The sequence below is a fragment of the Clostridium oceanicum genome (assembly GCF_039521385.1).
Taxonomy (GTDB): Bacteria; Bacillota; Clostridia; order Clostridiales; family Clostridiaceae; genus Clostridium_F; species Clostridium_F oceanicum.
On sequence record NZ_BAAACG010000009.1, the window covers coordinates 171,936 to 196,208 of the forward strand.

Below are 24,273 nucleotides of genomic sequence, written 5' to 3' on the forward strand. Positions count from 1 at the left end.
CCACCTATATGTCACCTAACTTAATTATTATTAAATTAAAATTTATTCTTAACTAAACAATACTAGGAGGATCCCTTATGAAAACAAAAAAAATAAATCTAAAATTAATAATAACTTCTTTAACAATAATATCTTTTATAATATGCCTTATAACTAGCATAGTTTTACTTATTCCTAATAAAATATTTTCTAACTACTTGATTATGGGATTAAATAGACGTGATTGGGTACATTTTCATATAATATCTAGTTATATTTTTCTATTTTTTGCTGCAATTCACTTTTATGAGCATTTTAAATCTGCTATATATGGTATGAAAAATAAAAACTTAAGAGGTTTTATAAATGTTATACTTATATCTACATTTATGATATGTTCAATTTCTGGTATAGCTTGTAAATACATTACTCCTATAAAAAATCCACCTAATAAAAATCATGAATTAAATAATACACTTTATAATAAAGAAAGTATAAACACTCAATATATAACCTTAAATAAAAATAAAGATATAAATAAAAAAAATCCTAATTTTAAAAGAGGATTAAATAGAAATAAGAAAGCTCAGCCCAATAAACTTTATAGATCTCTTTCTTTTACTCATAAATTTTCATCTATACTATTTATACTTGTAGCTTTTATTCATACATTTATAAACATTAAACTATATAAAACCATGATGAAAAATAACAAAAGAAAGAAAAATACTAATAATTCTATTGATACTAATGACCCTTTAAATCTGTTAGATTAAAATAAAACTCTATATTTATAAAAAACATTTAAACAAAGTTTTTAAGCTTTGTTTAAATGTTTTACTAAATATATTCCTTTATTTAAATGAAACTACTTTTTAAATTAAAAATAACTAGATAAAAGTAAAATTAACTTCTATAACTTCCATTTATCTTAACGTAATCATAACTTAAATCGCATCCCCAAGCTGATGCATTTTTATCTCCAGATTTTAAATCAATAATTAAAATTACCTCTTTTGAATTTAATATATCCTTTACTTTATCTTCATCAAAATTTAGTTCAACACTATCTTCAACTATTTTAATCTTACCTTTTAAGCTTTTTATGTAAACATCAACCTTTTCTACATCTAACTCTGCCTTTGAATACCCTAATGCACATATTATTCTTCCCCAATTAGCATCATTACCGAACAAAGCACACTTAGTTAAATTAGAACAAACAACAGATTTGGCACTTTTCTTTGCGCTTTCTATAGTTTTAGCATTCTCTACATTTACTTCTACAAGTTTTGTAGCTCCTTCCCCGTCCTTTGCTATCATTTTAGCTAAATTAACATTTACATAATCTAATACTTTCTTAAATATTTTGTAATCCTCATTTTCGCAATCAATGATTTTATTATTAGCAGTTTTATTAGAAAGAACAACTACCATATCATTAGTACTTGTATCTCCATCTACTGAAATCATATTATATGTATCTTCTACACTATCTTTTAGAGCTTTTTGGAGCATTTCTTTTGTAATATTAACATTAGTAACTAGATTTGAAAGCATTGTGGCCATATTAGGATGAATCATTCCTGAACCTTTAGCTATTCCACTTATAATTATTGTTTTTCCATCAATCTCTTCTTCCACAGTTATTGCTTTTACAAAAGTATCTGTAGTTTTAATAGCTTCTGCTGGATCTAAAGAATTTTCTTTTGATAAAGATTTACATCCCTTTTTAATGCCTTCTATTATTAACTCCATAGGTAATTGCTTTCCAATTATTCCTGTAGATTCTATTATAATTTCTTCCTTCTTTATGTTAAGACATTTAGATATACATTCTATAGTATCCTTTCCATTTTTTAATCCAATTTCCCCAGTACAAGCATTAGCTACGCCACTATTTATAACAATAGCTTGTGTATTATAATTTTTTATATTTTCCAAGCTTAGTATAACTGGAGCAGCTTTTGCTTTATTTGTAGTAAATACACCTGCTGCCACCGCTTCAACTTCACTATATATAACACATAAATCTTTTTTATTTTTTCTCTTTACCCCACTACTTATTCCTGAAGTAAGTATATGTGGTACATAATTTAAACTTTTATCTTTTATTATTTTCAAAATAGCCACCCCTTTTTATTGAAATAATCCTTTGTATTACTATAATTTAAAAAATTTATTTAGGGAAAAGAAGGAATATATGAAAGTCCTTCACTCTCATTAAAATCAAATATTATATTCATATTTTGAACTGCTTGTCCTGCTGCTCCTTTCATCAAATTATCTATACATGCTACTATTATTATATTTCCTGTTCTCTTATCTACTTTAAAACCTATATCACAAAAATTAGAATTTTTAACCCATTTTATTTCTGGGAGATCATCTAATATTCTTATAAATTTACAATTTTCATAGGTAGATTTATAAATATTTCTTATATAATCTTCTGAAAAGTTTGAAGAAAGTTTTCCATAGCATGTAACTAAAATCCCTCTATTTATTGGTATTAAATGTGGATTAAAAGATATATTTATATCTTCTTTAGTTGCATCTGATAAAAACTGTTCTATTTCTGGAGTATGTCTGTGATTAGTTATAGAATAAGCTTTCATAGACTCATTACACTCGCAGAACAAAGAATTTAAAGAAGTCTTTCTTCCAGCTCCAGTTACACCAGATTTTGCATCCACTATTATAGATTTAAAATCTATAATTTTTTCTTTTAATAAAGGTACAAGTGAAAGAAGTGTTGCAGTAGGATAGCAGCCTGGATTTGCTATTATACTAGTCTTTCTTATTTTATCCTTTAAAACAAGCTCCGGTATACTATATACTGATTTTTCTAATAATTGAGGATATCTGTGTTCAAATCCATACCAAATTTTATAAAGTTCCTTTTCTTTCAATCTATAATCAGATCCTATATCTATAACTTTAACTCCTTTATCTACCGCTTTTTTTACTAAATCTAAGGATTTGCTATGAGGCATTGCTGTAAAAATCAAATCAACATCATCTAGTTTATTTTTTGCTTTTTTCATATCTATACATTTTTGATCTAATATATTGTTATAACTTTTATAAACTTCATTATAATTTTTGTAAGCATAACTATTAGATACTAAAAAATCTATAATTACATCTTTATGATTATTTAATAAAAATACTAGTTGTTGACCTGCATATCCAGTAGATCCAACTATACCAATTTTTTTCATATTTTCCCTCCTTATATATAATGTTATGTATATTTATGCAATTAGCATATATATTTTTTATGTTCCATAATAGTATTTTTCTTATATTCACTAAGTTTAATTAATATTATACATATAATAAATATTTTTTCAATAATTTTTATAAAATATGTTGAATATTTATTCATTATTGTATATAATTCATATTAATATTTTAAATTTGATTGTTTAATAATTTAAAATTCCTCTAACTTTCACACCCAAAACTTACAATAATGGAACTCCTATATTTTGGTTTTCACCTAATCTTATAAGAGACTCTGTTGTTCACTCTAAATCTTAAGGAAATTAAACAATTAAACACTGACAAATGTTAATTAAAAACTAAGCCTACAAAGGAGATATTAAAAATGAGTATAGAATACTTAAGTAAAAACTCTTTAAAAAAATTTAAAAACAAACTATTAGTTGTAAAATTCGGTGGTAGCCTTCTAAAAAATAAAAAAAACAAAGAATCTTTTCTACAAGATATAGCTTATTTAAAAAACAAGGGCATTAATTTAATATTGGTTCACGGTGGAGGACCTCTCATCTCAAGTTCTTTAAATAATCTAAATATAAAAACTAAATTTATAAACGGACTTAGATTTACTGATGAAAAAACTATAGAAGTAGCTGAAATGGTTCTATCTGGTAAGATAAACAAAAATTTGACTTCTTCTCTTTGCAATCTAAATGTAAAAGCTATTGGTATCAGTGGTACTGACTGTAATTTAATAAAAGCAAAGAAAAAATATACTTTTAATTCAAATCAAAAAATCAACTTAGGCTTTGTAGGAGAAGTAGAAAAAATAAATACGGATATTTTAAAAGAACTAGTTAATTTAGAATATGTTCCCGTTATATCCCCTATTGGGTGTGATGCAAAAGGTCAACATTATAATATAAATGCTGATTATGCAGCTTCTGCTATAAGTTCATCTTTAAAAGCAGACAAGCTAATATTTGCAACTGATGTAGATGGAATTTATCTAGATATTAAAGACAAAAAATCTATTATAAAATCTATAACTGTAGATGAAATTAATACTTATATTGAAAAAAATATAATTTCTGGAGGAATGATTCCTAAAATAAAGTGTTGTATAAAATCATTAAAATATGGCACTAAAAATGTTTCTTTAATAAATGGAACAGAAGAACACTCTTTACTGAAAAATATACTTGAAAATAAATCCTACACTACAATACTAAAGAATTAATTAGTAGACTTTATTTATAAAAGTTAAATATTAAAAATGAAAATATATGGAGGGATACTGGTATATGCATAATGATAACTTGCTTAAAACATATAATAGACTAGACATTACTTTTAAAAAAGGGAAAGGAACAAAACTTTGGGATGAAAAAGGAAATGAATATTTAGATTTTGTATCTGGCGTAGCAGTTAATTGCCTAGGACATTGTCATCCTATAATATTAGATGCATTAAAAAAACAAAGTGAAGATCTAATTCATATTTCCAATTTATATTATAATAAACCTCAAAATGATTTAGCTAAGAAATTATGTTCTATAGGAGATATGAAAAAAGTTTTTTTCTGTAATAGTGGCACTGAATCTATAGAAACTGCTTTAAAAATAGCACGTAAATATGGAACAACCATCCATGAATCTAAAAAGGAAATAATCTATATGAATAATTCTTTTCACGGAAGAAGTATGGGAGCATTAAGTGTTACTGGTCAACCTAAATATCAAAATAACTTTACTCCTTTAGTTGGAGGAATGCACCAAGCTGAAATTAACAATATAAACAGCATAAAAAATATTATAAATTCTAACACCTGTGCTGTTATTATAGAACCAATCCAAGGAGAAGGTGGAATTATATCTTGCTCTAATAAATTTTTAAAAGAATTAAAAACTCTATGTACTAAGTACAATGCCCTTTTAATTTTTGATGAAGTTCAATGTGGTGCTGGTAGATTAGGAAGTTTTTTCGCCTATAAGCAATTTGACATTGTTCCTGATATTGTTTGTATGGCTAAAGGTCTTGGAGGGGGTTTTCCTATTGGAGCTACTCTTACAAATGAAAAAGTAGGAAAATGTATAAGCCCTGGTGATCATGGCAGTACTTTTGGTGGAAATCCATTAGCCTGCGCTGTATCCCTAGCTATAATAAAAGAACTCTTAGATAAAGATATAATAAAAGAAATTCCTTTCAAAGAAAAGTATTTAAAATCGAAATTTAAAGCTCTTAAAGATAAATATCCTTGTTTATTAGACATATCTGGAAAAGGACTTCTTATTGGTATTAAATTTAAAGATCCTAAAACCATAATAAAAAAATGCTTTAATAAAAAACTTTTACTTGTAGGTGCAGGAGAAAATGTAATTAGACTTCTTCCTCCACTTAATGTCTCTTATAAAGAAATTGATCATGCTATAAACATTTTAAAAGAAGTATTAGAAGAAATTTAAAATATAATCTATAATAATATAAAGTACTATAAAATTCCATTAAAATAATATATAAAAATAATAATTATAAACTTTAAATTATTTTAAAAAAACTGTAGAGAAAATCTTTTCTCTACAGTCTTTTTTTAATTATATTCATTAGTTATTATTCAACTATTTTTATTCCAACCATTTTCATTAAATATTTAGCATTAGTAGTATCTGAACGTCCTTTTTTAAGTTTATAATCAAAATATATTTCATCATTTTTATAACTCTCTGAAAAATGGTAATTCTTTATTCTGTTTTTATCATTTGATTCTAGATCACACAATTCAAAATCATGAGTAGAGATAGCTCCAATTGCAAATTTTTTATCTAAATTTCTCACTACATTTTCTGCACCTATTATTCTATCTTTTGAATTAGTACCTTTAAATATTTCATCAATTAGAAAAATCATAGGACGTTTATTATTTAAATTATCAATTATAATTTTTATCCTTTTAAGTTCTGCATAAAAAGTAGATAACCCTTCATTTAAGTCATCACTTATTCTCATAGAAGTAAGTATATCCATAATTGAACAACTCATACTATTAGCACACACTGGTGCCCCTGCATATGCAAGAACTAAATTTATACCTATAGTTCTAAGAAAAGTAGTTTTACCTGACATATTAGAACCAGTAACTATAAATATACTATTTGTCATATCTACATTATTTCTTATTCTTTTTCTTCCATCTATTAAAGGGTGTCCTAATTTTCTAGCAGTAACTTTTACACCTTCTTTTTCTAATGAAGGAAATTGCCAATCAGGATTTAAATGCAAAAGAACAGCTAAACTTGAAAGACTTTCAAATTCACCTACTGTATCAAAACAATCTAAACTAAACTTACCATAGCGTTTTTTCCAGTTTTCAATTGAAAATAAACAATGATATTGCCATAAAAATAATATATTTATTACCAAATACAACATACTATATTTTAAATTTATTTTGTCTACTATTTTATTTAGTTTTTTAATTATCACATGGGATGGTGTACCTTTTAAAGTTAATTTTTCTTTTAACTCTTTTAAATATTCACTTTCAAAATCATTTTCTTCAATAACACTAAGTATACTAGAATAAACTTCAATATCTTTTTTTATACTATAAGCTGAATCTAAAACAGGAGTTATTTTTGAATAAGATATAAAAGTTAAAATTAAATTTAAAGTAAATATCATTAAAGGGATATACATGTATCTAATCAAATTTAATGAAATTATAACTATAGTAGATAAAATAAGGCATATAGGAAGTATGTAAGATATTATTTTCATAATATTGCCTTTAAATAAGGAAGATATATCTTTAGCTTCTTTTGTTAAATCAGATGCTTCTCCTGCTCTTTTATTAGATGCCATACCTTCACATTCTAATCTATTACAAATCTCAATATTACTTCCTAGTTCTTTAATAGCCTTTTGACGTTTTGTAATTTTGTTTATATCTTTTTCAGGATGTTTCAAAGAATTTACTAATTTTTTTCTTCCATAAAAAGTGTTAGTAGTATTTATAAATTGAAATAAGGATTTTTCTCCAAATATATCCAAATCATTTCCATAAGGATGATCTAAACTTAATTCTTCTTTACCATTATCTTTAAATTCTATCCAATCCCCTTCTAATCTTTTTATATACTTTTTATTTATATCAATCATACAATCATATTTTCTCAACTTGGTTTTAATAGAATTATGTAAATTAAGCAGATACATAAAAAGTATTATAGCTAATATAGATGTTACTACAGCAAACTTTGTAGGACTCTCTTGTATAAAATAATATACAAAATACATTACCCACAAAATAGATAACAACCTTAGTATAGAAATAATATTATACTGTTTTTTACAATTTGCTTTTTCATCTTCTAACTTTTTTATTCTATTAATATATTTTTCTTTAAATAACATATCTTCTTCCTTTCTTGAAATTCCAGCTATTATTTATATATATTTATGATACCATTATATTACATAAAAAACACTACTTTTTAGTTTTAAATTTGCCTAATCTTTCTAAATGACTATTCATAAATTTCTTATCTTTAACTTGAAAATTTAATCATATATCTATTATTTGAAAAATTTAATTTATTTAACTCTTTAAAATTCTACTATTTTTTTGTATAATTTACTTAATAGACTATATATTTTTTATTATAATAAAAAAAATCTTAGAACGGGGTGGGCATATGGGCAAAAAAAGTAAAAAGAAAACATTATTTAAAGTATTATTTTCCACTTTAACAGTAGGAGCTATTGTTTTAGCTTCTATAAGTACAAAAAAATCTTCTGATGATTCAAATATTGACATTAATATAGAAGAATAGAAAAAAAAGTTAACAGATTTAAGCTGTTAACTTTTTTTATTATACAAACTTGTACAATTAATTATTACTAAGTCTTTACATTATCAGTTAATTTGGTCTACAAGATAGTTGAATTTATCATACAAAAAATTTTTACAGCTTATATACCCTTCTCTTATATACTGTTTAAAACTATGTTTTTTACCAATTATATCTGTTTTATTCATAACATTAAGAACTATTTTCTCACGTTCCATAGCTTTAGTATAATTTTTCTTAGGATTATAATTATTAGGAGACTGTATTATTCCTGCAAGCATAGCACTTTCTTTTCTAGATATATTTGAAACATTCTTTCCAAAATAAATCTTACTAGCTGAATTTACTCCATAGGCTTCATTTCCAAAATAGACTATATTTAAATACATTTCTAAAATTTCTTTTTTGCTATAATTAAGTTCTAATTTTATAGCCAAAAATATCTCTTCTATTTTTCTCTTAAAACTTTTTTTATTATTTAGAAATAAGTTTCTTGCTAATTGTTGACTTATAGTGCTTCCACCTTGCACTATCTTTTTATTTTTTATATCTACATAAATTGATCTTCCTATAGATATAGGATCAAATCCAAAATGCATATAAAATCTTTTATCTTCCATAGACACTACAGCATCTTTTACTGACTGTGGTATATTATCTGAATCTACATAATTAGGGTGTTTTCTAGATATTTGACTAATTAAAGTATGATCTAACTTATAGTTATTGTTACTATCAAAATTTTCTATATAATAAATTCCTGCTACATATATACTTATTATTAAAAGCAGTAAAAATAATATCTTTTTCATAAGTTCCCTCCCCTTATGTATATTCTACATTTTTTTATCTTTATAAGCCATTAAATTTATCTTACTTTTTCCCTTTTAAACTTACATTTATGTAATATAAAAAAACATATATCCTATATACCAATTTTATTTAGTACATAAGATATATGTTTTTATTAATTATATTAATAAAATTTCCTTATTTGATTAGATATATTTTTAAAATACTCCTTATCACCTAAATCTAAAGCATTATTTGCTAATATATATAATGCTTCTAAGTATATACTGTCTTTTTCCTTTTTACTTAACATATTCTTATATATATCTATTTTAAAACAATTATTAGTATTATTTTTTAAAATTTCTCCTTTGTATATTAGATCTATTTGTTTTATATATTGGAAAAATTCTCTTTTTGTAAAAACAAAAAAATTTCTCTTATCTTTATAATTGTAAGTAACAATTTTCACAACATCTTCATTTAAAATTTTAAATTCTATTTTTTGAGATTCTTTAATAGAAAATTTATATATATTATTTTTATTAAACCCTCTATAAAAAATATTTTTCATTAAACTTATATAATCTTTCAGATGTATTTTTGAAAATTCAAATTTATTTTCATGTATTTCTCCTTTTATTTTTTTTGTAAATTCTAATAAATATATATCTACGCCCTTAAGATATCGCTTATGAAAAATTTTAATTTTATCTGTAAACTTATTTAAAGTTCTATCTATTATAAATTCTGCTCCATATGTAAGAACTCTTTCTTTTTCATTGTTCATAATTTCTATTTCTTTTACGTTCATCTTAGTTCTCCTTATTACCCTATATAATTACATAAATTATATTTTATATACTACTAAATTATTTTTTATTAAATACTTATTAATTATTATATCACTTATAATTATTGCAGAATTTTAAATTTATATACTTTTCTAACTTATTTTAAATTAATAATCTTTTATATACAAAAAACTGCTACAAACTAAGTTTGCAAGCAGCCTTTGTTATCTAATAAATATCTAGATAACTTTTAAGTATATGTGTATAATAAATCAAAGAAGGGTGCTAGTTTATTGGATTGCACTCTTATAACTTCATTTAATAATTAATATAATAAACTAACCACATTTAATATTATAATAGTATTTTCTTAATTTTGAAACAATTATAAAAATTCTCTATAACTGATACCAATTGTTATAATATTTTTCTATTTATTTAAATATACTTTATACTTTTAAATCTGAAAATTCTATGTTTACTATATGATTAATATTTCTCTTTTGATATAAACTAGAATAGGATTTTTCCAAAGTTTTTATTGGTAATGTAACTACAAATTCGCTACCTTCATTTTCTTTACTAAATACTTGTACACTTCCTTCATGGGCTTCTACAATAGATTTTACAAGGGATAATCCTATACCGCTTCCTTCATTATAATCACCATTATTACACAATTTACCTTGCTTAAATTTTTTAAATATTTCATTTTTTTTATCTTCTGATATTCCTATACCTGTATCCTTTACAGAAATATCCAAATTATTGTTTCTATTATAAATATTAACATATATTTTCCCATTACTAGGCGTAAATTTAACTGCATTTGATAATAGATTTAACATAACTCTTTCTATTTTCTCTGCATCAAAAGCCATAATTTTTTCTTCTATATTGGTATCAAATATAAGTTCTATATTTTTAGATTCAGTATATGGAACTATAGATAAAGTTATATCTTCTACTATTTTTACTATATCATAATTTTCTATATTTATATTAAGGAACCCCTTATCTATACGACTACTATCTATTATATTATTGGTAAGTCTAACTAACCTATAACAGTTCTGAGATATAATGTTAGTATATTTTTTAAAATTACTAATATTATAATTTTGATTATTATTATAGCTATCTATTAATTGTATTGTAGATAGTATTATATTTATTGGAGTCCTAAGTTCATGGGTTATATCCGATAAAATATCTGTTTTCTCAACATTGCAACTAATTTTTTCATTTAATTTAGAAACTTTCTCTTTAAGCTCTTTACTTTCTGTAATATCTTTAGCTACTACAATTAATACATTCTTTTTTTTCTTCTTAATATAAATACCTTTAACTTCAAAATAAAACAACTCATTATACTCATTAATTATTTTATAAATATTAGAATCTAAGTTTTTCCCTTTTTTTAACAAATTTATTCTTTCGTATAAAACATGTAATTTTTTATTATCCATACTTATTATATCTGTAATATAATTTTTTTCTATATCTAAAATTTTTTCCACACCTAGTATATCTAAACCTTTTTTATTTATAAACTTCAATTTATCATCTTCATATATAATTATTGCATCTGATAGTATATCTAATATGTTTTTATTATTACAAAACAACTCATATAAATTATCCTTTTTCTCATTATCTTCATAATCATTAGCTTTACGTTCTTCTGCCATATGTAAGTTATTATATCGAGGCCTTTTCATTGTGAAGTTAATCCTCCTTTGCGTGTAAAAATAAATTATACAGTATGTTTTTATACTTATTATTTTCTACGTATATTAAATTTCTCCTCTATTTAAGTTAAAACTTACATATTATTTATTGGTATTTAATATATTTTTATTAAAAAATGTTTTTTTTTATATTATTTATTAATATTATTCCATTTATTATTTATCTCTGCTATCTCTCCTAAACTTATGCCTTTATCTCCAATATTAGCTGCTTTTTTTAAGTTCTTTAAGCTACTAGTTATTTCTTTTACCTCATTATTATCTTGATTAAGGGTGTTACCCTTAGAGACTTCATCATATACTTTTTCTAAATAATTTATTTCTTTTAAAGCGTTATCCCAATTTTCATTTTCTATATCCTTAGTAGCTGTCATTATACTTTTACTTACTTGATTTTGATAGTAATAATCATTGGTTTTTTTTATAGAAGCTCCAACCATAATTATAATAATACCTACTGATATAAATCCTATAGAAATTATTCTAGAAAATTTTTTCATAAAATTCCTCCTACCCTTATAAAGCTAAAACAAATTTTTTTTATTTTGAATTCTATTTAAATCTAGCATTTTTTGTAACTAATCATTAACTATAATTTTGTTCTAATTGTTATTTTTTATTCACAACAAATTATATACATCATATTTTAGTATTAAAATATTTTAAACAGTTTAAATCTATTTTAAAATCATGTAATTTTTAATAGAGGTGTATATTCTAAATGAATGATAAAGAAAAGGTTAAAATAGCTACTCGTGTATCAGTAGTTTCTATACTTTTAAATATATTTTTATGTTTATCTAAAATAACAGCTGGCTTAATAGGTAAAAGTACCGCCATAATAGCTGATGGAATCCATTCCATGTCCGATGTATTTAGTACAATCATAGTAATAATAGGAATTAAGTTATCTACAAAACCTGCTGATAAAGAGCATCCTTATGGTCATGAAAAATTAGAACCTATTACTGCTAAACTATTATCTGCTATTTTATTTTTAACAGGTATTTTTATATGCAAATCATCTATAACCACTATAATCACTAAAAACTATATGATTCCTAGTAAAATAACTGCTTATATTGCCCTCTTATCTGTAGTATTAAAGGAATGGATGTATCTTTATACAATGAAGAATGCAAAAATAATCAACAGTACTTCTTTAAAAGCAGATGCTTTTCATCATAAATCTGACGCTTTATCTTCTATAACAACACTTATAGGCATAATAGGTTCAAGATTAAAATATCCAATCCTAGACCCTATAGCATCTTTGTTTTTATGTATATTTATATTTAATATTTCTATAAAAATATACAAGAGTTCTATAAAACAATTGATAGATCACTGTGCTGATTCAGAAACTTTAGATTTGATTGAAAAAAAAACTTTATCTATACCAGGTGTTAAAAGATTAGATGATTTAAAAACTAGAATGCATGGTAGTAAATTATATGTTGATATAGAAATATCTGTAGATAAAGATTTATCTACTGAAAAAGCTCATTTTATAGCTGAAAAGGTTCATAATGAAATAGAATTATGTGACGTAGATATAATACACTGCATGGTTCATGTTAACCCCTACTACTATGATTAAAAACTCCTCTCTTCTAGTTTAAATCATATAAAAAAATTTTAAAAAAATAATAACCAAGCAATATTAGTTTAAAATATTACTTGGTTATTGTACTTTTTAAATGCTTTAATTTTTATCCTTTATTTTTTCCTTGTTGTATAAACCTTTTTTATCTTCTTTATATGAACGTCCATCTCTTGTATAGGATATAAATATACCAATTAATCCTCCTATTACAAAAGATATTAATATTATTAATGCTAAGGATATATTAATCTGTAAAAACAAAAACTTTATGGCTATAATTTGTGAGTTTTGTATAGCAAAAATACCTACGAAAAGTATTATTATTAAAGATAAAATAAATTTTATTTTCATAATATCATCTCCTAATACAAGAAGAATAATTCTATTTTATATCTTTTAAATAAGGTATAGAAAATTGAGCTCCTTTTTTAGTTACCACTATAGAAGATACCTCACTTGAAAATTCTACTGCTGATTTTAAATTATCAAAATTTAAATTTTTAGCATCTATTTTACTTGCTAAAGCTCCTATAAAAGAATCTCCCGCTGCTGTAGTATCAATAGCTTTAACCTTTTTAGCTGGTATTAACTCTTCTTTTTGTTTTGATAAAATCATAGATCCTTTTTCCCCTAAAGTTACTATTACATATTTTACTCCTTTATTGAATAAATTTTCACAGCCTACTCTAGCATCTTGAGTATTATTAATTTCAACTCCTGTGATCTTTAAAAATTCTGTTTCATTTGGCACAATTATATCAACATTTTCAAGAAGCTCTTTTGGAACTTTATGAGCTGGAGCTGGATTCAATATTGTAATAATATTCTTTTCTTTTGCTAATTTAAAAGCTTTTACAGTAATGTCTATAGGTGTTTCAAATTGGGAAACCATTATATCTTTATCACTATCTATTACTTTTTTAGCTTTATCTAAATCTTTTGATGTAATTTTCATATTAGATCCTGAAACTACTATTATAGAATTATTCCCTGATTTATTTATTGTAATAATAGCATTCCCTGTAGGATTTACTTTATCTATATAAACATTTTCTATATTAATATTATCTTTCTTTAAATTAGCTAATAAAATCTCACCATTTTCATCCATCCCTATTTTAGCTATCATAAAAACATTACTCCCTAATCTAGAAGCAGCTACAGCTTGATTTGCACCTTTCCCTCCAGGTATCTTTTCCATAGACCTTGCTAAAATAGTTTCTCCTTCTTTAGGGTACTGTTCTACATCTAAAACCATATCCATATTCATACTTCCTAAAACCACAATGTTATTCATTAAAAAGCCTTCTTTCTATTTATTCAAGTATAATATAAAAATTTATTCTATATTCAAATATTCCTTTAAATAAATACTTCTAATATATGCCTCAGTATCTTTATAAAATTCAATAACTTTTTTGTTTATAGTGTCTACATTTATGTACAAATTCGCATTTTCACTTTTTTTATCCTTATAAAACAGTAAAAATTCATTTCCTCTATTCCTGGAAAAATAAAATTCTAATTCATCAATATTAGCTAATTTAGTATCTTTAATAAATTTTTCTGAAATATTTTTAGCTTGACTTTCATTAATTCCTTTAGACCTTGAGATTGTATCACTAGGATAGTAGGGGAAATTAGTCAATGAAAGAACATCTCCATTTTCAGCATTTATGCTACCACCACTAGAAATGAGTTTATCTCGAACATAAAATTCAACTTTATACCACCCTTTTTTAGGTATATTTGCTTCTTCATCTAATAAAAATTTCAAATAATTAGTTATTCCAAACTTAGGAAAACTTTCTATTATATCTTGTTTGTTAATATAATTGACACGAAATTTACCTTTATCTATATATTTTTTATAATCTAATCCATAATATTTTTTTAAACCTTCTATAAATATATTTTTAACTTGGCCTTCTGACATTATTTTTGTTTCTTTAAAATTTTCACTATTATTCAAATTACTTTTAATATCGTCCTTCATTAAAACACCTTTTTTTATACCATTAAAAGATCCAGCACATCCTGTCAACATAAAAATTAATAATATATTTATTAAATACAAAAAATTTTTTTTATTCATAAATTATCTCCTTAAAGATTATGATTAAAAAATACTTTTATAGTAGTACCTTTATTCACTTTGCTTTGTATATCAAACTTTGCTTTATGTACTTCCATAATTTTATGGCATATAGAAAGACCTAGCCCAGCTCCATTATCTTTTCTGCTTCTAGATTTATCAACCATATAAAATGGTTCTTTAACTTTATGTAAATGCTCTTTGGGAATTCCTATTCCATCATCTTTAATCTCTAAAATAATATTATCTTCATTAGTAGTTATTCTTAAATATATATTACCATTTTCTTCACAAGCTTTTATAGCGTTATCTAAAAAATTAGTTATAAGCATTATAATTAATTGTTTTTCTACAACAACATATGCGTCTTTAAATTTTACATGTAAATTAATATTCTTTGCCTCTATTTTAGGCTCAGTTATCTCTACTACATAATTTAATATATTTTTTAAATTTTCTTTCTTCATATCAAAATCATCATTTCTTAAATTCACTAATTTCATGAGATTAAAAGATAACTTTTCTAATCGTCTACCTTCTTTATAAACCATATCAAGACACTCTGAAAAAGTTTTTTCATTATACTTAGTAGTACGAAGTAAACTTGAATATCCTATTATTGAAGTTAATGGAGTTTTTATTTCATGTGAAAAGTTATCTATAAATATTTGTTTTTCACTATTAACACTTTTTAATTCTTCTACTGTATTTTCTATAGTATCTGTCATACTATTAAAGTTTTGAGCTAAAACTCCCATCTCATCTTTTGAACTAATCTCTACTCTTTTAGATAAGTCACCATTACTTATTTTTTTTGTAGTATCTATTATAACATTTATAGGTTTAGTTATATATTTACTTACAAACATCATAAATACAGCAAATATTAAACATACTACTAAATCTAATTTTACAAAGAAAATATATTGATCTTTCCTTAAATTATATACATAAGATATATCTTTTATATAGTTTATTTTATAATGTTCATTTGATATATTCATGGAATTAGTAACAAATAAAAGTGTTTTTTCATTAACATCCCTTATAATATAATTTCTTTCTCTAGGATTATTTGATTTTGTTTCAATCCTATCTTTAGGAAGTTTAAAATCTATATTGCTAAATACTTTTTTCTTGTTACTATCTAAAATTTCTATATAAGTATCTTTACTAGAAGATTTCAAATAGTTTTTAGCAAAATCTTCTAGGACTTTATTGTTAAGTACTGTTATATCCATAAAGCTTTCAAAGGATTTGAGAAAAGATCTACTACCATTTAACCCTAAATAAATTCCTAAATCTTCATCTAAAGATCTATTAACTTCCTTTTTTAGCATTTGAGAATGGTTTTTTTCTATTATGATTATTCCAGACAAATTAAATATTAATATAAATATAGCTAAAGAAAAAACATATATCTTCTGCCAAAATTTCATATAAATTATTCCTCCAACCTATACCCAAATTTATAAACTGTTTTTATATTATCATGAAGTTCCAACTTTTTCCTTAATGTTTTTATATGCATATCTATTGTTCGAGTTTCTCCTAAGTAATCCATTCCCCAAACTTTATCTAGAATCTGATTTCTAGATAAGGCTATATTCTTATTAACTATAAGAACTTTTAATAGTTCAAACTCTTTTGGAGTTAACTCAATTTCTTTTCCATCTTTTTTAACTATTCTTTTATCTAAATAAATGTTTAAATGTTTAAAATTAATAACTTTATCTTCTACCTTTTCAAATCTTCTAAGTACAGTTTCTATCCTTGCAATAAGTTCTATAGGTTCAAAAGGTTTAACCATATAATCATCTGCGCCTAATTTTAAACCGGTAACTTTATCTATAGTTGAATTTTTAGCGGTTAAAAATATTACTGGTATATTAAAATTTCTAATTTTTTTCATAATAGTAAATCCATCCATATTAGGAAGCATTACATCTAAAAGTATTAAATCAAAGTTTCCATTTTTAATAATTTCAATAGCTTTCTCACCATCTTCTACAGTTTCCACAAAATAATTTGCAATATTTAAACTCATCTTTATTAGCTTTGATATAGATGAATCATCCTCAACTACTAAAATACTATTCTTCATTAGTTTCCTCCTCTTAGTAAAATATAATAACTATATTACATATATCAATTAAAATATTATAGATTTATAACTATAGTTTCAACCTATAAAATCTTTTCACAAAAAAATAGCCATCATATAATTTTAATATGTGACTATATTGAAATAAATTTTATTTAATAAAATATAAACTTATATCTTAAAGTTAGTATTATTTTGTTTTCTTTTTTATATTTTTTCTTATTTTATCAAAATAGTCTATAACATATTCTCTTTTGTTTTCTTCTATCCATTTTAAACTTATAGTGTACCTCTTGTTACTAAAGTCAATAATTTCTATAACTTTATCATCCATGTTACATTTCTTTACTTTGTTGATCATAATAGAATCATTTATTATTTTAAATTTAGTATCTTCCAATCTCAAGAATATATAATCAAATTTTTCTATGTACCTCATTTGTTTTATTATAAAGTATAACTGTATAATTGCTAATGCTCCTGATATAATCATTATCCATAATATTTTTCTTCCATAGTATTGGCTTAAAAAAATAATTAAAAAAGCTAAAAAGAAGATAATCTTTATTCTATTTTCTCCTTTTAAATAGTTTTTATATAAAGAACTAAACTTTACTATCATTTCTTCCTCCTTTTATAAACTTTATTACTATTATTTTATCACATTACATAAAATCAAATATGTTAATGCTGTTATTATTTATATTAAAAATGCTAATGTTATCATTTTTAATATAATAACATATGAATGTAAAATAGCTGTAAAATATTATTTTCATACAACATAATAAACTATTCTTTTTTACTAGTTATAATCTTTTATATAATTTTTTATGGTAGTATCCTTTATATTATATATGTCCAATATTTTATCATCTAATAAGTTTATTTTACTTTTAATAGATTTATTTAATAAATTTTTTTTATACTTTTCTCTATGGTTAATCCTTTTCAAATCAAAAACCAATTCATCTACTAAAGACACAATCTCTAACTGTGTATCTATATTGCAATTTTTTATAGGAATTCTGTTTAAATTATATTTTTTTATTTGAGGAGTAGAGTTTTTATTAGTTATAAGATAATTTTTATAATACCAATTAATTAATTTAGAGTTCAATACTGCTAAAATATACTTATATTCAAATTCTTTTCTCAAATCTACTATCCCATACAAGGATTGTTCTATTATAAATCCAGTATCATCATATGCAGCTACTAAATTCTCACCTGTTTTTCTAACTAAAATTTTGTATTTACTTTTTAACTTTCTTAAATCTTTAGTTCCACCTTTTAAATTATCTTTTTTAAACTCATAGTAATAATTTGAACTACACAGATATTTTTTTATATTTCTACCTCTATATACTGGAACTTCATTCATATGATTCTTTTTCTTTTGAATTTTTTTAGATAACCCTATAAAACCTGTAAATGTAGTACTTATATCACCTAATTTTTTAGAATCACTAATAATTTTTTCTTTTATATTGCTTACAAAATCTTCTTTTTTATCAAACTCATAATTTTTATTATTTAAATATATATTTTGTTTTACATAGATTTCTTTATCATCTTTTTCTTTAATTTTTATTATATTATTTAAATCTTTAACTTTTTTTATAGTAATTATCATTACATCTATAATTATATATGGAAACTTAATATCAAAGATTAGATTTTTCAGTGAATATTTTGACAATATATCATATCTAAATTTAGAATACTGAATATTGTTCTTAAAATTTGCTGGTATAACTAAAGAAATAACTCCTCCTTCTTTAACTTTTTCTATTGATCTTTTGAAAAAAAATTCAAACAAATTAGGAGAATAAGTACTTACATTATAATTATCAATATAATACTGAAACATAGGTTTTGGTATTAATTGTTTTTGTTTTCTATTTAATGAAACCCAAGGTGGATTTCCTATTATAATATCAAATTTTCTTTTCCAAAAATCATTAATTTTCTCCAATTCTACTTTTTTTATAACATCATCTTTAAAGTTAAGTATACTATTTATCTCATTAAAATTATAATTATTTTCCCATTTTATAAGACTGTTGCTTTTAATTATATTAACTTCATCTACAAAAGAGTTTACATCTTTAAATATTAAAATTATAAAAGTTATTTGAAGAGCAAATACATCAATATCTGAAGCATATAAACAATTTTTCATAATATGATTATGAATATTAGATCTTGTCCAATACTTCATTCCACCAATTCTAATATTTTTTCCATTTTTTCTAACTACATAATGTTTATTTTTATATTTTTTTCCTAACTTTTCAATATTATCTATAAATTTATCTTTTAATATGTCATAAGCCTTACTTAAAAAATAACCTGACCCGCAACATATATCCGCTATAGTTACATAGGGATTAGCAATTATATCTACATTATATATATCTTTATTAAAAGCCGTATCTATAATTTCACTTGGAGTATAAAATTTACCTGAGGATTTTTTTAATTTTCTATTCATAATATTTTCATACATATTTCCAATTATTTTCAAATCATTAAATCCCTCAAATTTATATATATCCTCTATAATATCTCTTATAATATAATTATAGTTATATTCTATTTTTTTATTAAATAAACAACTAGTTTGAGAATACTCTTTTATCTTTTCATTAAATTTAAAATTAATAATTTCATATATATCATTTTGTTCAAATATATGTTTAATATATAAATCATTTATTTTAATATTTTCAAAAAATAGATTAGATAATTTTTTATTTAAAATAATACTTTGTATATACTTTTCTTTATCAATAAAACTAAAATTATTAAACTTACAGTCTTTTTTATAAATCTCTAAAAGTCTTATAAATATTATTTTGCTCAAAGTTATAAAGGATGCCCTATCACAGAATTCATCTATAGATCTAATGTTTTTATCATAATAAGATGATTTTCTTTTTAAAAAAGTTATATTACAAATATCAAATTCATCATAATTATTATTTAAAAAAAGTAAATATATTTTTGCTAAGTTCTTATGATATTTTTTCATATTAGTCAAGAATAGCTTATTTCCTATTTTATTCATATTAAATTCCCCAACATATATTTTATTTTTTTAAGATAAAATTCATTTACAAATAAAACCTTAATATACATTTAAATAAAATTCAAGGAATATTTTTACATTACGTATTCTTAGAATACTAAATATTTTTTTTATTCTTTTTTATATTACTTAATATAAGTAATATAAAAGGAATTATTATATATGTTGATAACCCAAAATAACTTATAAATTCTATCATATTTTCTGCAGCATCTACAGTTCTAGGAATTTCAGAAGATATAAAAGCTATAACCATAACAATAAAGATAATAACTTTTTTATTTATTCTACCTTTAAAAATTTTACCAATAAAATGTACTGACCCATAAAAATATAATGCTGAAGTACAAAATATACTAGATAACCAACTAATTGTAAATATACCATCTAACCTTCCTAAAAACTGTAAAAAAGGTAACTCTACTCTTCGTATTGTAGCTATTACAGAATCTTTATAAAAAACTATATCATGAACTCCCATAATAGCAATAGATGATTCAAATACTAAAATATATAAAAGTCCTATAAATCCTGTAATCCAAAAAGCATATTTACTAATATTTTTATTTTTTTTCTTGCTTAAAGGAATAAAAGAAATAAATTCTATTCCCATAAAGGAAAAAATTGCACTTTTAGTAAAAATACCTTTTGTATAAGCTCCTATAGAATCAATATCAAATATAGGAAGTATATTGTAGATATCTCCCTTTGTAAATATAAATATACTAGATATTACACCTGATAAAATAAAAATTATTCCATATATCTGACAAACTAAACTTATAGTCTTAATACCCCTATTTAAAGCATATCCTATAACTATCAAAAAAACTAAGGTAAGAATCCAGGTTGGTGTTTTAAGTAGTATACTATGTTTTATTATTTCACTAGTATTTCTTAAAACAAATGTAGGTAATAAAAAAAAATCAAAAGCATATATACATGCAACAATTAAAGTTAATTTTTTTCCTAATAGTTTTTTACTATAATCATATAAAGTTTCTTCACTATTAGAATATGCTAAAGATATAACCATATAATTGACAATCATAGCTATTATAGTAGTTAGTAATAAAGTAAACCAACCTCCTGTACCTGCAACTTCTGCAATACTTTTAGGAAGAGAAATGACACCAAACCCTACAGTAATAGTTAATATTAAAAATAAAATTTCTATATTAGAATAATTTTCATGCATATAAACTTCTCCTTAATTTACACCCTATATAATAAATAAAAAAACTAATCTTCTAACTTGGTGTATTTTAAATATTATTTTATAATTTTAAAAACACTAAGTAATTCTAATTTTTAATTTTCATTTTACCCTCTAAATCCTTTAAATTTGTATCTGATATTTTAACGGAAGCATTAACTTTTACATCAGCATAAGGATATTGTTTTTCCCAATCTATTGTTCCTAATTGCTTTGGATGTTTACCTTTAAATGCTTTATAAAAGTTCAAATAATCACATTTATATTTTTGACTTATCTTAATAGCTTCTTCAACTTGTGTTTTAACTTTATAAGAAAGCATTTTTTGTAATTTTTTCATTTCACTTTCACTTATATTATTTAAATAATATTGGTATTGAAGTTTAGAACTTATATCTAAATCTACAGTTAAACATAATCTACCATTCAAAATTTTTGCATCTATTTTTCTTTTTTTTATACTATTTATAAAATATATTATATTGCTTAATTTTTTATCTAAAGACATTTCTTCAGTAATCTGAGGCTTTTTACTCAGTAAATACATTACTCCTTCAGACCTTTTTGACTCAATAACTCCTTGTAATTTTGAATCTTTCATAACTGCAATTCCTAAATATTTAATCTCGTTATCTTCTATTCCAATATAAGGTAATAAATATCCTACTTTTCCCATAGCTACATCTGTAAGTATATCTCCTACAGATTTATACAAAGCTAATCCTTGTTTATCTAAAGTCTTTACCATATTGTCTACTAAAAAACCTACAGCAATGTCCCCTTCCGGTTTCATATTTAAAAGTTTTTCCGGTGACTCTCTACTAACTACTGTTAAAAGAGTTTTTCTGTAATTATAAATCTTATTTATTCTATTTACATAAGCTATAATTCCTTCTTCAGCTAAATTTTTACCAAAAACAGCTACTCTAGTAGCACCTAAAAAAGTAGGGTATGGATTAGAATAATCAAAATTTTTTCTTGCATGTTTATAGTCAGTTCCTTTAGCAACAACTTCATAAGTATCTACTACACTTGTTTCTTCTGCACTTTTACTATCCTTAAGATCCACAAGTTCATTACTAAACTGAACATTATTTCCACTCTTATTTATTCCTATAGATACTACAATATTAGTCTCATCTAAATCTCTATAATCCCAACAAGAAGTCATCAAAAAACATGATAAAATAATACAACTAATTTTAATTGCTTTTTTTACAATATACTTTTTCATATATACCACCTTAGATAACATTACTATAATATTAAACAAATAATCTTTACTGAATTAAATATAAAAATCTCTTTAATCATTTATAAAATAAAAATATTTTATTTAACTATTTTTATTATTATCCCTTTTATTTTTAATTGTATAATCTATATCATTTGAAAAATAATCTTTAACTTTCCTTAATTCAAAAGGTGCTACAGGTTCCATAAAACTTTCTCCAAAACTTTCATTAGAACACATAGTTATTATTATTAAAGTTACTCCCATAGTTAAACCAAATAACCCCAAAAAACCAGTTATAAAAATCATGAAAAATTTTAAAACCCTTATAGGATTCATTATTGTATGATCTGGAGATATAAAGGATGATATAGTAGATAATGCAACTATTATAACTGCTAAGTAGCTAACAAGACCTGCACTTACTACCGCTTGACCTATGACAATAGCTCCAACTACACCAAGAGTTGTAGCTATTTGTTTTGGAAGTCTTAAACTTGATTCCTTTAAAATTTCTGCAACAATTTCTAACATTGTTATTTCCAAAACTGAATTAAAAGGTACACTTATTCTAGAAGAAGCCAAAATTAAAATATAAGAAGCTGGTAATATATCTGGATGGAAACTTACTACAGCTACATATAAGGGAGATAATAATATAGACATTCCAAATACAACTATTCTTAGGGTTTTTAAAAATGAAGAAAGATATACATTTTCATAATGATCTTCTCCTGCTTCCATAGCTTCAAAGAAATTTTCTGGATAAACTAAAACTATATTACTTCCTTCAACCACTATACATATTTTGCCCCCTAATATTGCAGAAGCTATAGTATCTGATCTTTCTGAAATTCCTATCTTAGGAAATAAAGTTTTTTTATCATTTAAAATTTTTTGTATATATGCAGCTTCTAACACCCCATCTATTTGTACACTATTTAATTTATTTTTAGTATAATTAACTAAATTTTTATTTACCTTATTACTTAAATATACTATTCCTACTGTAGTTTTACTTGAATCTCCTACAGACATTTTATCAACATTAAGATTGGGATCTTTTATTCTATATCTTATCAAAGAAATATTAGTTTCATAGTTTTCTGTAAATGAATCTCTAGGCCCTCTTAACACATTTTGAAGTTCTGGAGTTTGAACACTTCTTTTTTCTACTTTATAAGTATCTGCAACTATATATTTTTCTTCGCTTTCCATTATTACTACAGAGTTACCTTCTACTAAATAATTTATAATCTTATTTTCATCACTGTCTACTGAAATATCATCTATATATATAACTGAATCACACAAATAGTCTATATTTAATGTTTTTTCAGAATAATTATGATTTAGTATAGGTTTTATAATATATTCAGATATTTTATTTCTATCAGATAAAGAAGATATATATAGTAAATATCCTTTTTTACAATCTATATTAAATTTTCTTATAACTACATCTTTATTACTTTTTTCTATTTCATTTACCTTATTTATATTTTTATCTGAAAAAAATTTACCAAAACTCAT

22 protein-coding genes are annotated in these 24,273 nt (G+C 23.2%); 5 read left to right on the top strand and 17 right to left on the bottom strand.

Translation table 11 applies throughout. The features are described from left to right. Positions 1 to 77: 77 nt before the first annotated feature. Complete coding sequence (locus ABDZ71_RS10315; RefSeq protein ID WP_343761394.1) at positions 78 to 755, top strand: DUF4405 domain-containing protein; 678 nt, start codon at positions 78 to 80, stop codon at positions 753 to 755. 130 nt (positions 756 to 885) lie between these two features. Here ABDZ71_RS10315 and argJ read toward each other — a convergent pair whose 3' ends face one another. Next, positions 886 to 2,112: a bifunctional glutamate N-acetyltransferase/amino-acid acetyltransferase ArgJ gene (gene argJ, locus ABDZ71_RS10320; RefSeq protein ID WP_343761396.1), complete on the bottom strand. Its 1,227-nt coding sequence runs from the start codon at positions 2,110 to 2,112 to the stop codon at positions 886 to 888. 50 nt (positions 2,113 to 2,162) lie between these two features. Next, positions 2,163 to 3,203 (bottom strand): N-acetyl-gamma-glutamyl-phosphate reductase, encoded by a 1,041-nt coding sequence (gene argC / locus ABDZ71_RS10325; RefSeq protein ID WP_343761397.1) that lies wholly within the window; start codon positions 3,201 to 3,203, stop codon positions 2,163 to 2,165. A gap of 389 nt (positions 3,204 to 3,592) precedes the next feature. Here argC and argB point away from each other — a divergent pair, with 389 nt between their 5' ends. Together argB and ABDZ71_RS10335 are read left to right on the top strand one after the other, a co-directional pair. Beyond that, entirely contained in the window at positions 3,593 to 4,444 is an 852-nt protein-coding gene (gene argB / locus ABDZ71_RS10330; RefSeq protein ID WP_343761400.1) for an acetylglutamate kinase, read from the top strand. Positions 4,445 to 4,508: 64 nt separating this feature from the next. Beyond that, positions 4,509 to 5,669 carry an aspartate aminotransferase family protein gene (locus ABDZ71_RS10335; protein ID WP_343761401.1) on the top strand — a complete coding sequence of 387 codons (1,161 nt, stop codon included), beginning with the start codon at positions 4,509 to 4,511 and terminating at the stop codon, positions 5,667 to 5,669. Positions 5,670 to 5,814: 145 nt separating this feature from the next. Here ABDZ71_RS10335 and ABDZ71_RS10340 read toward each other — a convergent pair whose 3' ends face one another. Beyond that, on the bottom strand, positions 5,815 to 7,617 hold the full coding sequence (locus tag ABDZ71_RS10340) for a MutS-related protein (RefSeq protein WP_343761402.1): 1,803 nt from the start codon (positions 7,615 to 7,617) through the stop codon (positions 5,815 to 5,817). Between the two features lie 281 nt (positions 7,618 to 7,898). Here ABDZ71_RS10340 and ABDZ71_RS10345 point away from each other — a divergent pair, with 281 nt between their 5' ends. Further along, entirely contained in the window at positions 7,899 to 8,036 is a 138-nt protein-coding gene (locus tag ABDZ71_RS10345; protein ID WP_343761404.1) for a hypothetical protein, read from the top strand. Positions 8,037 to 8,119: 83 nt separating this feature from the next. Here the strand turns inward: ABDZ71_RS10345 and ABDZ71_RS10350 are convergent, their stop codons facing one another. The 4 genes from ABDZ71_RS10350 to ABDZ71_RS10365 form a co-directional block, all read right to left on the bottom strand. Beyond that, the gene (locus tag ABDZ71_RS10350) at positions 8,120 to 8,866 is read right to left on the bottom strand and encodes a transglycosylase domain-containing protein (RefSeq protein ID WP_343761405.1); all 747 of its coding nucleotides are present in this window, start codon (positions 8,864 to 8,866) and stop codon (positions 8,120 to 8,122) included. 164 nt (positions 8,867 to 9,030) lie between these two features. Next, positions 9,031 to 9,660, bottom strand: coding sequence for a hypothetical protein (locus ABDZ71_RS10355; RefSeq protein WP_343761407.1), 630 nt, complete (start codon positions 9,658 to 9,660; stop codon positions 9,031 to 9,033). A 429-nt stretch (positions 9,661 to 10,089) separates the two neighbouring features. Continuing rightward, the gene (locus ABDZ71_RS10360) at positions 10,090 to 11,361 is read right to left on the bottom strand and encodes a sensor histidine kinase (protein WP_343761408.1); all 1,272 of its coding nucleotides are present in this window, start codon (positions 11,359 to 11,361) and stop codon (positions 10,090 to 10,092) included. A gap of 161 nt (positions 11,362 to 11,522) precedes the next feature. Beyond that, the gene (locus ABDZ71_RS10365) at positions 11,523 to 11,891 is read right to left on the bottom strand and encodes a DUF4363 family protein (RefSeq protein WP_343761410.1); all 369 of its coding nucleotides are present in this window, start codon (positions 11,889 to 11,891) and stop codon (positions 11,523 to 11,525) included. Positions 11,892 to 12,112: 221 nt separating this feature from the next. Between ABDZ71_RS10365 and ABDZ71_RS10370 the strand changes: the two genes are divergently transcribed. Continuing rightward, positions 12,113 to 12,991 carry a cation diffusion facilitator family transporter gene (locus tag ABDZ71_RS10370; protein WP_343761411.1) on the top strand — a complete coding sequence of 293 codons (879 nt, stop codon included), beginning with the start codon at positions 12,113 to 12,115 and terminating at the stop codon, positions 12,989 to 12,991. A gap of 105 nt (positions 12,992 to 13,096) precedes the next feature. On the opposite strand, the gene ABDZ71_RS10375 is transcribed toward ABDZ71_RS10370, so the two are convergent. From ABDZ71_RS10375 to ABDZ71_RS10420, 10 genes are all read right to left on the bottom strand, one after another. Further along, a complete protein-coding gene (locus ABDZ71_RS10375; RefSeq protein ID WP_343761412.1) occupies positions 13,097 to 13,348 on the bottom strand; it encodes a LapA family protein in 252 nt (83 codons plus the stop codon). Between the two features lie 31 nt (positions 13,349 to 13,379). Continuing rightward, positions 13,380 to 14,294, bottom strand: a complete 915-nt coding sequence (rbsK, locus tag ABDZ71_RS10380; protein ID WP_343761414.1) for a ribokinase — start codon at positions 14,292 to 14,294, stop codon at positions 13,380 to 13,382. 42 nt (positions 14,295 to 14,336) lie between these two features. Further along, positions 14,337 to 15,092 carry a hypothetical protein gene (locus ABDZ71_RS10385; protein WP_343761416.1) on the bottom strand — a complete coding sequence of 252 codons (756 nt, stop codon included), beginning with the start codon at positions 15,090 to 15,092 and terminating at the stop codon, positions 14,337 to 14,339. A gap of 11 nt (positions 15,093 to 15,103) precedes the next feature. Continuing rightward, the gene (locus tag ABDZ71_RS10390) at positions 15,104 to 16,531 is read right to left on the bottom strand and encodes an ATP-binding protein (RefSeq protein WP_343761418.1); all 1,428 of its coding nucleotides are present in this window, start codon (positions 16,529 to 16,531) and stop codon (positions 15,104 to 15,106) included. A gap of 5 nt (positions 16,532 to 16,536) precedes the next feature. Then, complete coding sequence (locus ABDZ71_RS10395) at positions 16,537 to 17,196, bottom strand: response regulator transcription factor (protein ID WP_343761420.1); 660 nt, start codon at positions 17,194 to 17,196, stop codon at positions 16,537 to 16,539. A gap of 190 nt (positions 17,197 to 17,386) precedes the next feature. Beyond that, positions 17,387 to 17,818 carry a hypothetical protein gene (locus tag ABDZ71_RS10400; protein WP_343761422.1) on the bottom strand — a complete coding sequence of 144 codons (432 nt, stop codon included), beginning with the start codon at positions 17,816 to 17,818 and terminating at the stop codon, positions 17,387 to 17,389. 183 nt (positions 17,819 to 18,001) lie between these two features. Further along, a complete protein-coding gene (locus tag ABDZ71_RS10405; RefSeq protein WP_343761424.1) occupies positions 18,002 to 20,269 on the bottom strand; it encodes a TaqI-like C-terminal specificity domain-containing protein in 2,268 nt (755 codons plus the stop codon). A 118-nt stretch (positions 20,270 to 20,387) separates the two neighbouring features. Beyond that, positions 20,388 to 21,488, bottom strand: coding sequence for a GerAB/ArcD/ProY family transporter (locus tag ABDZ71_RS10410; RefSeq protein ID WP_343761426.1), 1,101 nt, complete (start codon positions 21,486 to 21,488; stop codon positions 20,388 to 20,390). 106 nt (positions 21,489 to 21,594) lie between these two features. Continuing rightward, positions 21,595 to 22,740, bottom strand: coding sequence for a Ger(x)C family spore germination protein (locus ABDZ71_RS10415; RefSeq protein WP_343761428.1), 1,146 nt, complete (start codon positions 22,738 to 22,740; stop codon positions 21,595 to 21,597). A gap of 102 nt (positions 22,741 to 22,842) precedes the next feature. After that, entirely contained in the window at positions 22,843 to 24,273 is a 1,431-nt protein-coding gene (locus ABDZ71_RS10420; protein ID WP_343761430.1) for a spore germination protein, read from the bottom strand.

Excerpts from the sequence above, each read along its gene's own strand:
- ABDZ71_RS10315 (WP_343761394.1), top strand. The coding sequence starts at position 78 with ATGAAAACAAAAAAAATAAATCTAAAATTAATAATAACTTCTTTAACA.
- argC (WP_343761397.1), bottom strand. The coding sequence starts at position 3,203 with ATGAAAAAAATTGGTATAGTTGGATCTACTGGATATGCAGGTCAACAA.
- argB (WP_343761400.1), top strand. The coding sequence starts at position 3,593 with ATGAGTATAGAATACTTAAGTAAAAACTCTTTAAAAAAATTTAAAAAC.
- ABDZ71_RS10335 (WP_343761401.1), top strand. The coding sequence starts at position 4,509 with ATGCATAATGATAACTTGCTTAAAACATATAATAGACTAGACATTACT.
- ABDZ71_RS10340 (WP_343761402.1), bottom strand. The coding sequence starts at position 7,617 with ATGTTATTTAAAGAAAAATATATTAATAGAATAAAAAAGTTAGAAGAT.
- ABDZ71_RS10345 (WP_343761404.1), top strand. The coding sequence starts at position 7,899 with ATGGGCAAAAAAAGTAAAAAGAAAACATTATTTAAAGTATTATTTTCC.
- ABDZ71_RS10350 (WP_343761405.1), bottom strand. The coding sequence starts at position 8,866 with ATGAAAAAGATATTATTTTTACTGCTTTTAATAATAAGTATATATGTA.
- ABDZ71_RS10355 (WP_343761407.1), bottom strand. The coding sequence starts at position 9,660 with ATGAACGTAAAAGAAATAGAAATTATGAACAATGAAAAAGAAAGAGTT.
- ABDZ71_RS10360 (WP_343761408.1), bottom strand. The coding sequence starts at position 11,361 with ATGAAAAGGCCTCGATATAATAACTTACATATGGCAGAAGAACGTAAA.
- ABDZ71_RS10365 (WP_343761410.1), bottom strand. The coding sequence starts at position 11,891 with ATGAAAAAATTTTCTAGAATAATTTCTATAGGATTTATATCAGTAGGT.
- ABDZ71_RS10370 (WP_343761411.1), top strand. The coding sequence starts at position 12,113 with ATGAATGATAAAGAAAAGGTTAAAATAGCTACTCGTGTATCAGTAGTT.
- ABDZ71_RS10375 (WP_343761412.1), bottom strand. The coding sequence starts at position 13,348 with ATGAAAATAAAATTTATTTTATCTTTAATAATAATACTTTTCGTAGGT.
- rbsK (WP_343761414.1), bottom strand. The coding sequence starts at position 14,294 with ATGAATAACATTGTGGTTTTAGGAAGTATGAATATGGATATGGTTTTA.
- ABDZ71_RS10385 (WP_343761416.1), bottom strand. The coding sequence starts at position 15,092 with ATGAATAAAAAAAATTTTTTGTATTTAATAAATATATTATTAATTTTT.
- ABDZ71_RS10390 (WP_343761418.1), bottom strand. The coding sequence starts at position 16,531 with ATGAAATTTTGGCAGAAGATATATGTTTTTTCTTTAGCTATATTTATA.
- ABDZ71_RS10395 (WP_343761420.1), bottom strand. The coding sequence starts at position 17,196 with ATGAAGAATAGTATTTTAGTAGTTGAGGATGATTCATCTATATCAAAG.
- ABDZ71_RS10400 (WP_343761422.1), bottom strand. The coding sequence starts at position 17,818 with ATGATAGTAAAGTTTAGTTCTTTATATAAAAACTATTTAAAAGGAGAA.
- ABDZ71_RS10405 (WP_343761424.1), bottom strand. The coding sequence starts at position 20,269 with ATGAATAAAATAGGAAATAAGCTATTCTTGACTAATATGAAAAAATAT.
- ABDZ71_RS10410 (WP_343761426.1), bottom strand. The coding sequence starts at position 21,488 with ATGCATGAAAATTATTCTAATATAGAAATTTTATTTTTAATATTAACT.
- ABDZ71_RS10415 (WP_343761428.1), bottom strand. The coding sequence starts at position 22,740 with ATGAAAAAGTATATTGTAAAAAAAGCAATTAAAATTAGTTGTATTATT.
- ABDZ71_RS10420 (WP_343761430.1), bottom strand. The coding sequence starts at position 24,273 with ATGAGTTTTGGTAAATTTTTTTCAGATAAAAATATAAATAAGGTAAAT.